The sequence below is a fragment of the Nocardiopsis sp. TNDT3 genome (genome assembly GCF_003427465.1).
GTDB classification, from domain to species: domain Bacteria; phylum Actinomycetota; class Actinomycetes; order Streptosporangiales; family Streptosporangiaceae; genus Nocardiopsis; species Nocardiopsis dassonvillei.
In genome coordinates, this window is sequence record NZ_QPFC01000278.1 from 1 (window position 1) to 7,132 (window position 7,132).

6 protein-coding genes are annotated in these 7,132 nt (G+C 73.0%); 3 read left to right on the plus strand and 3 right to left on the minus strand.

All coding sequences use genetic code 11. The annotated features are described in order from the left end of the window. Positions 1 to 4: 4 nt before the first annotated feature. On the plus strand, positions 5 to 793 hold the full coding sequence (locus tag DQW06_RS07540; RefSeq protein WP_117198204.1) for a CPBP family intramembrane glutamic endopeptidase: 789 nt from the start codon (positions 5 to 7) through the stop codon (positions 791 to 793). Here DQW06_RS07540 and DQW06_RS07545 read toward each other — a convergent pair. Further along, the gene (locus DQW06_RS07545; RefSeq protein ID WP_013152462.1) at positions 762 to 2,048 is read right to left on the minus strand and encodes an MFS transporter; all 1,287 of its coding nucleotides are present in this window, start codon (positions 2,046 to 2,048) and stop codon (positions 762 to 764) included. The two genes, DQW06_RS07540 and DQW06_RS07545, sit on opposite strands and share 32 nt — an antisense overlap. A 169-nt stretch (positions 2,049 to 2,217) precedes the next feature. On the opposite strand from DQW06_RS07545, the gene DQW06_RS07550 reads away from it, so the two are divergent. Beyond that, positions 2,218 to 2,919, plus strand: a complete 702-nt coding sequence (locus tag DQW06_RS07550) for a FadR/GntR family transcriptional regulator (RefSeq protein WP_013152461.1) — start codon at positions 2,218 to 2,220, stop codon at positions 2,917 to 2,919. A gap of 211 nt (positions 2,920 to 3,130) precedes the next feature. On the opposite strand, the gene DQW06_RS07555 is transcribed toward DQW06_RS07550, so the two are convergent. Both DQW06_RS07555 and DQW06_RS07560 read right to left on the minus strand, forming a co-directional pair. Further along, positions 3,131 to 3,883, minus strand: coding sequence for an RraA family protein (locus tag DQW06_RS07555; RefSeq protein WP_041552506.1), 753 nt, complete (start codon positions 3,881 to 3,883; stop codon positions 3,131 to 3,133). A gap of 263 nt (positions 3,884 to 4,146) precedes the next feature. After that, positions 4,147 to 5,055, minus strand: a complete 909-nt coding sequence (locus DQW06_RS07560) for an Lrp/AsnC family transcriptional regulator (RefSeq protein WP_013152459.1) — start codon at positions 5,053 to 5,055, stop codon at positions 4,147 to 4,149. A 494-nt stretch (positions 5,056 to 5,549) separates the two neighbouring features. On the opposite strand from DQW06_RS07560, the gene DQW06_RS07565 reads away from it, so the two are divergent. Then, positions 5,550 to 7,085, plus strand: coding sequence for an LCP family protein (locus tag DQW06_RS07565; protein WP_117198203.1), 1,536 nt, complete (start codon positions 5,550 to 5,552; stop codon positions 7,083 to 7,085). The last annotated feature ends 47 nt before the right edge of the window (positions 7,086 to 7,132 follow it).

Genomic DNA, 7,132 nt, shown 5'->3' on the forward strand with positions numbered 1-7,132 from the left:
CGAACTGCCCGCGGGGGCGCCGCCCGCCCCCTCCGCCCCCGTCGAGCGCGGCCTGCTGCGTTGGGAGATCCTGTGCGTGCTCGCCCTGTCGCTGGGCGCCGCGGCGGTCTCGGCGACCATCTCCTTCCTCGGCGTGCTCACCGAGCCCCAGTCACTGGCCGAGCAGACCGCCAGCCTGGTGCGCCCCCGAGCGGACCGGGAGCGCCCCTGGCTGGACCTGTCGTGGCAGCTGTTCGCGCTGGCCAACGCCCTGGTCCCGGTGCTGCTGGTGGCCTACCTCCTGCGCCGCTCGGGCGACTCCTCGGCCACGATCGGCTTCGACGTGCGCCGTCCCGGCTTCGACCTGGGCACCGGCGCCCTGCTGGCCGCGCTGATCGGCCTGAGCGGCCTCGCGCTGTACGTGGTCTCCTGGCAGCTGGGGCTGACGGTCACGATCAGGCCCAGCACCCTGGCCGGGAACTGGTGGGACGTGCCCGTCCTGGTGCTCCAGGCGGCCAAGAACGGGATCCTGGAGGAGGTGATCGTGGTCGGCTACCTGCTGCACCGGCTGGGGCAGCTGGGGTGGACGCCGTGGAAGGCGGTGCTGGCCAGCTCGGTGCTGCGCGCCTTCTACCACCTCTACCAGGGCGTCGGGATGTTCTTCGGCAACCTGGTGATGGGGCTGGTCTTCGGCTGGTTCTACCTGCGCTACGGACGTGTGATGCCCCTGGTGGTGGCGCACACGGTCATCGACGTCGTGGCCTTCGTCGGCTCGGTCTACCTCATCGGCCGTCTGGACTGGCTGCCCTCGTGAGGCCGCGGGCGGCGATGGCGTCCTCCAGGTAGCGGGGACGGCCCAGGAACAGGCCCGTGGCCAGGTTGACCACGACCAGCACCGCCAGCAGGAGCAGGGGCGCGTGCCAGCCGCCGCTGACCTCGCGCAGCAGTCCGAACAGGAAGGGCCCCGCCCCGCCCATGAGGTAGCCCAGGCTCTGGCTGACGGCCGAGAGCGCCGCCGTCCCCGCCCCGGTGCGGGTGCGCAGCGCGAAGGCGGTCAGCGCGAAGACGAAGCTGCCCATGCCGATCCCCACGAGCGTGGTCCAGGCCCACACCCCCGACAGCGGGGCGAACCACAGCCCGACCAGGCCCACGAGGTAGGCGGCGGAGAAGGCCAGCACGAAGGGGCGCTGGTCGCTGGTCCGGGTCAGCAGCGTGGGCAGTACCAGGGACATGGGGATGCCCAGGACGGTGAGGTAGGACAGCGCCAGGCCCGCGGTCTGGGCGTCCATGCCCTGGTCGCGCAGCATCTGCGCGTACCAGCCGAACATGATGTAGGCGACCGAGGACTGGGTGCCGAAGTAGAGGACGGACTGCCAGCCCAGGCCGGTGCGCAGCACCTGGCCGAAGCCCAGTGCCTGGGAGGCGTCGCCGCGCGCGGGCTCGTGGCGCAGCACCAGCAGCCAGGGGACGGCGGCCACGACGCCGAAGAGGGCGTAGGCGCCCAGGGCCGCGCGCCATTCGCCGGTGGACTGCTCCAGGGGCACGGTGGCCGCGGCGGCGATGGTGGTGCCCAGCGCCAGGCCGGTGGTGTACACGGTGGTCATGAGGCCCACGCGGTCGGGGAAGTGCTCCTTGACCAGGGCGGGCAGGATGACGTTGCCGACCGCGCCGCCGGACAGGGCCACCACGCTCAGGGCCAGGAACATCCACGGCTCGGGGGCCGCGGCCCGGGCGGCGAGGCCGACGGTGAGGGCGATGAGCGCGTAGACCAGCAGGTGGTGCTCGCCCAGGCGGCGGCCCAGGACGGGGGTCAGGCCGCCGAAGAGCGCGAAGCACAGCACGGGCAGGGTGGTGAGGATCCCCGCGCCGACGGCGGTCATGCCCAGCCCGGCGGTGACCTCGTCGAGCACGGGGCCGACGCTGGTGATGGCGGTGCGCAGGTTCAGGGCCGCCAGGGCGATTCCGGCGGCGAGCAGCAGCAGTGCCGCGCGCGGTGGACGGCTCGGGGCGGTCCGGCCTGCGGCGGGGCCGCTCGTCACGGGGGTGCGGGGGGCTGGTCCGGCGCTCATGGAGGCGACTCGCAGAAATTCATAGGATGACCCGATGTACTTCATGAGGATAACGCATTATCGTTCGAAGCCAATTCCCGACCGCAACTGGTCTAAGCTCCGGCCTTAACCGTTCCGTACCTGTGCGCTGGCCCAGTCATCCGGCGACCCGCCCCTAGGAGGTATACGCGTGCCCCTCGCCTCGACACGCCGGACCGGTCTCGTCGACCAGGTCATCAGTCAGTTACGAGCACAGATCGACTCGGGCGAGTGGGGTGTGGGCGACCGCATCCCCACCGAGTCGGAGCTCTCCGACCAGCTGGAGGTGGGCCGCAACACCGTCCGCGAGGCGGTGCGCGCCCTGGCCCACGCCGGGCTGCTGGAGATCCGCCAGGGGGCGGGCACCTTCGTGCGGGCCTCCAGCGAACTCGGCGGCGCCCTGCGGCGCCGTCTGGAGCGCTCCCGCCTGCGGGAGAACCTGGAGGTGCGCCGCGCGCTGGAGGTGGAGGCGGCCCGGCTGGCCGCGCTGCGCCACAGCGAGGAGGACATGGCCGACATCGACCGCGCCATGGCGCTGCGGGAGGCCGCCTGGCGCGAGCGCGACATGGGCGCGTTCGTGGAGGCGGACTTCACGTTCCACCGCGCGGTGGTCAACGCCACCCACAACACCCTGCTCATCGACCTGTACGACGACATCGCGCAGGTGGTGTACGCGAGCATCGCGCACACGGCCTACGAGCAGGGCGCCGAGGCGACCGACCGGCCCTCCTCGGCCACCGACGGCGTGGACCACTCCAAGCTGACCGAGGCGATCCGCGACGCCGACGCGGCCGGGGCCGCGCGGGAGGCCACCTGCTACATCGACGAGCTGCTCTCGTTCACCGAGGACTGAGCGGCCCGCGTCGGCCCCCGTCCGGCCGGGCGGCGCCCCCAAGGCCTGGGAGCGTTCCCACGCGCTTCCGGGCCGGTGCGTCCGCACCGGGTTCCGTCCGCCCCAGAAGGCCCGTGCGGGCCCGGCGGGCGCGCCGCGCGGCCGTGGGCGTCCCGGGGCCGGGGAACGCCTTCCGGCTCGGCCCCCGGCCGCCGCTGAGGGGCCTTGCGGCTCACTCCCGGGGGTCGCCCACGGCGGAGCGCGGCGAGAACCGCGAACGGGCCGCAGGATGCCCCTCGGCGCCGCGCGCGGCGGTGTCGCGCAGGGCGCCCAGGGTCCGCGGACGCCCCGGGCGCCGCGAGCGGTGCTCGGAGCGGTCCTCCCAGCCCGCGACCCGCGAGGGGTCCAGGCCGAGCAGGTCCAGGGTGCTCTCCCCCGCGTAGACGGCGTCGATGATCTCGCGTTCGCGCGAGACGCTGTCCACGGTCGCGGCGATGATGGAGCCGACCTGCCCCCGGGGCAGGCACACCACGCCGTCGTCGTCGGCGACGATCCAGTCGCCCCGGCGCACCGGCAGGGGCGCGGGGCCGCCCGGCGTCATGCTGATCTGGCGGCCCACCGAGCCGCCCGCCTCGTGCGCGGCCTCACGGACCGCGACCCCGGCCCCGAAGACCGGCAGAGCGCACCGGGCGATGGCCGCGATGTCGCGGACGCAGCCGTCCAGGACGATGCCCGCGACCCCGCGGGTGCTCGCGGCCACGGCCAGGATCTCGTCCACGTAGCCGTACTCGGCCTCCCCCGCGACGTCCACCACGAGGGCGGAGCCGGGCGGGGCCTGGGCCACCGCGACGTGGATGGCGAGGTTGTCCCCCGGGGTGCAGCGGACCGGGAAGGCGGTCGCCGCGAAGGCGGCCCCCGGCCAGACGGAGAACAGGTGCGTCCCGAACGGCCGGCCGCCGCACCGCGCGAGCGCCACCGTGCCCACAGCCGTCAACGTTTCCGCCAATGCCACGTCAGCCTCCCACTACACCCGCGCCCGGTGCGGCCGGTACGGACCGACCCCTTCCCATACTCACCGGTAACTTAAGCGTGACGCAAGCCATGCACGCCGGAAACACGTAAAGATGCTACCGCTGGTTACAGATACGGACGGAAGAGGCCGCCCGCGCCTACCCAGCGTGCCCGCCGCCGGGGTCACCGGCCCGCGGCGCGCCCCTCTCCGCGCGTCGCGCCGCGGATCGTCGACCCCTAGGGCGCGACCCACTCCAGGGGACGGTCGCCCCCCTTGCGCTCCTTGCGCACCGACAGGTGGTCCCAGGACTCCACGTAGCCGACCCCCGGGGTGGCGCGCACCCCCTCCAGGGCCTCCACCAGCTGGCAGCGGTCGGGCGCGGTGAGGGTGCCGATGACGTCGTAGCGCCCGAAACCGCTGGCCAGGAAGGAGATCCTGGGCATGTTCGCCAGCGCGGCCCCCAGCAGTTCGGCGTCGCCCCGGCAGCGCAGGCCGAAACCGAGCCGCTCGTTGGCCCCCACCGCCGTGGGCTCCACCAGCGCGGTCACGTGCACCACGCCCGAGTCGAGCAGCCGCACCACCCGCGAGCGGGCCGCGGCCTGCGACAGCCCCACCTGGCGGGCGAGGTCCGCGTAGGAGGACCTGCCGTCCCTGAGCAGCTGCCGCACCAGGCGCCAGTCCAGGGCGTCCAGTTCGATGTCGCGCAGCTCCCGCACACTGCTGTGGGCGTCCTTGAACACCGAGTTGGCGCGGAAGACCTCCGCGCCGTCCACCCCCGGCAGCGCGCGCAGCTCCGAGAGCTCCTTGGTCAGGGCGGCGTCGTCGGCGACGCGTACCTGCGCCACGGCCGGGAACCGCCCGGCCGAGTGCGCGGCGAAGGTCACCGCCTCCCTCTCCCCCAGCGCGTCCAGCATCGGCCCCACGGGGCCGCTGACGCGGAACGACACGTGGCTGAGGACCTCCATTCCCACGACCCCGGCGTGCAGCACCCCGACGATCCTGATCGCCCCGGACTGCACGAGCTGGCGCACTCTGGCGCGTACCGCGGTCCTCGACAGGCCGACCCCGTCGGCCAGTGCCTGGAACGTCGCTCGGCCGTCCCCTTGCAGCGCGCGCATGAGCGCGGTGTCAACCGCATCGAGCACGATGGCTTGCCTTTCGTTCCCATGACGCCGCCCTTCCCCCGGACGGCGCCCCCTCCTGCGGCCAGATCATCGCAGCTGCGGCGAGCGCGCACTACTGATCGCCAAAGAAATCGGTTGATCTCCCCCTTTGGCGGTGCCGGAGGGGTCGGCCAACGCCCCATCCACCGCGTGCGAGACACATAACAGACTTGTATAGAACATCCCTCATGACTGAGTAGCGGTGCACACAAACCCGCGCAAAGCGCCACACTGAGAACTGTCGGGCCCGCACACGCACCCCGCGGGCTCTCCACGCCCGGAGGAGGACGGCCCGCACGGTACGTCCGAAAAGCACGGGTAGGCCCGTAGGGGAATCGGACGACCCTTCTCCGGCGTGTACATAACAAAGGTTTCGGACACGAGTCCGTGCCCGCGGCGTGGCACCGCACGGCGACCGCGGCGGGAACGGTGAAGACAACGGGGCGGTCCGCCCCGCGGCTGGAGAGGAACCACCGGTGACAGCGGAGGACGATCAGCGGGACGAGGCGCCCGCGCGCCCGGGTACGGGCCGGGCGCTGCTGTGGACCGCGGCGTCGGTTCCCCTCCCCGGGCTGGCCCACCTGCGGATGCGCCGCAGGGTCGCGGGCGCGGTGATCCTGGGGGTCTACCTGGCCGGGATCCTGGGGCTGGTCGTGTGGGCGTGGCGGCTGGGCGCCGACGAGGCGAACACCATGGCGCGGCTGGCCACCATGGCGCTCCAGGATCAGTGGCTGCTGGGAGCCATGGGCGTGGTGTTCGTCGTGGCGGTGCTGTGGCTGACGGTCATCGTGCACTCGTGGGTGATCACCCGGCCCGCCGGGGCGCCCCGGAACTCGCGGGTGCTCGGCGCGGCCGTGGTGCTGCTGCTGTGCCTGACCGTCGCGGCGCCCTCGGCGCTGGCGCTGCACGGCGGCTACACGGCCTACCAGACGCTGAACAGCGTCTTCCACGCCGAGGAGGACCCCCTCATGCCCCCGCACGACGAGGCCGACCCCTGGAACGGCCAGGAGCGGGTCAACGTGCTGCTGATCGGCGCGGACTCCGCGGACAACCGCTACGGGGTGCGCACCGACAGCATGATGGTGGCCAGCATGGACACCGCGACCGGCGACACCGTGCTGGTGGGACTGCCGCGCAACCTGGAGAACGTGCACTTCCCGGAGGACAGCGCCCTGGCCGAGCGCTACCCCGAGCCCTACGGCTTCGACCTGCTGCTCAACGACGTGTACCAGACGGTGGCCGAGGAGCCCGAGGAGCTGGCGCTCAACCCGGACGCGGCCAACCCCTCCGCCGACACCCTCAAGAAGGTCATCGGGTACAACCTCGACCTGGAGATCGGCTACTACGCGATGGTCGACATGATGGGCTTCCGCGACCTGATCGACGCGATCGGCGGCGTGGAGGTGCTCATCGAGGAGCCGATCCCCTACGGCGTGCACGGCGGGGTGCTGGAGCCGGGCCTGCGCCGCCTCGACGGCCACGACGCGCTCTGGTACGGCCGCTCGCGGACCAACAGCGACGACTACGGCCGGATGGGCCGCCAGGGCTGCCTGATCAAGTACGTGGCCGAGCAGGTGGACCCGATGACCGTCCTGACGAGCTACCGCAGGCTCGCGGGCGCCACCGAGCGCACCCTGAGCACGGACATCCCCCAGGCCAAGGTGCCCGCGTTCGTCGAACTCGCCGACAGGGTCACCGACACCGGGAGCATGAGCACGTTCCAGCTGTCGCCTCCCCAGGTCAACACGGCCAACCCGGACTGGGAGCAGGTCAAGGCACTGGTCGCCGAGGCCATCACCGGTGGCGGGCCCGAGGGCGACGACGTGGCCGCCGAGCCCTCCGGCGCCCCCTCCGGGGAGGAGTCCGCCGCGCCCTCCGAGCCGGCCGAGCCCACGGAGGACGACGGGCTGACCGAGTGGCAGGAGTACACGGGCCTCGACGAGGAGGAGCCCGCCGATCCGGGCCGCCAGGTGGGCGAGGAGCCCAGCAACCTGGAGGCCCTGTGCCCCTGACCGGGCGCTGAACCCGGTGCGCGGCCCCCGCTCCCCAGCGGGGGCCG

What these genes read in the sequence shown, in the direction of transcription:
- DQW06_RS07545 (WP_013152462.1), bottom strand. Translation starts at nt 2,048, where the DNA reads ATGAGCGCCGGACCAGCCCCCCGCACCCCCGTGACGAGCGGCCCCGCC.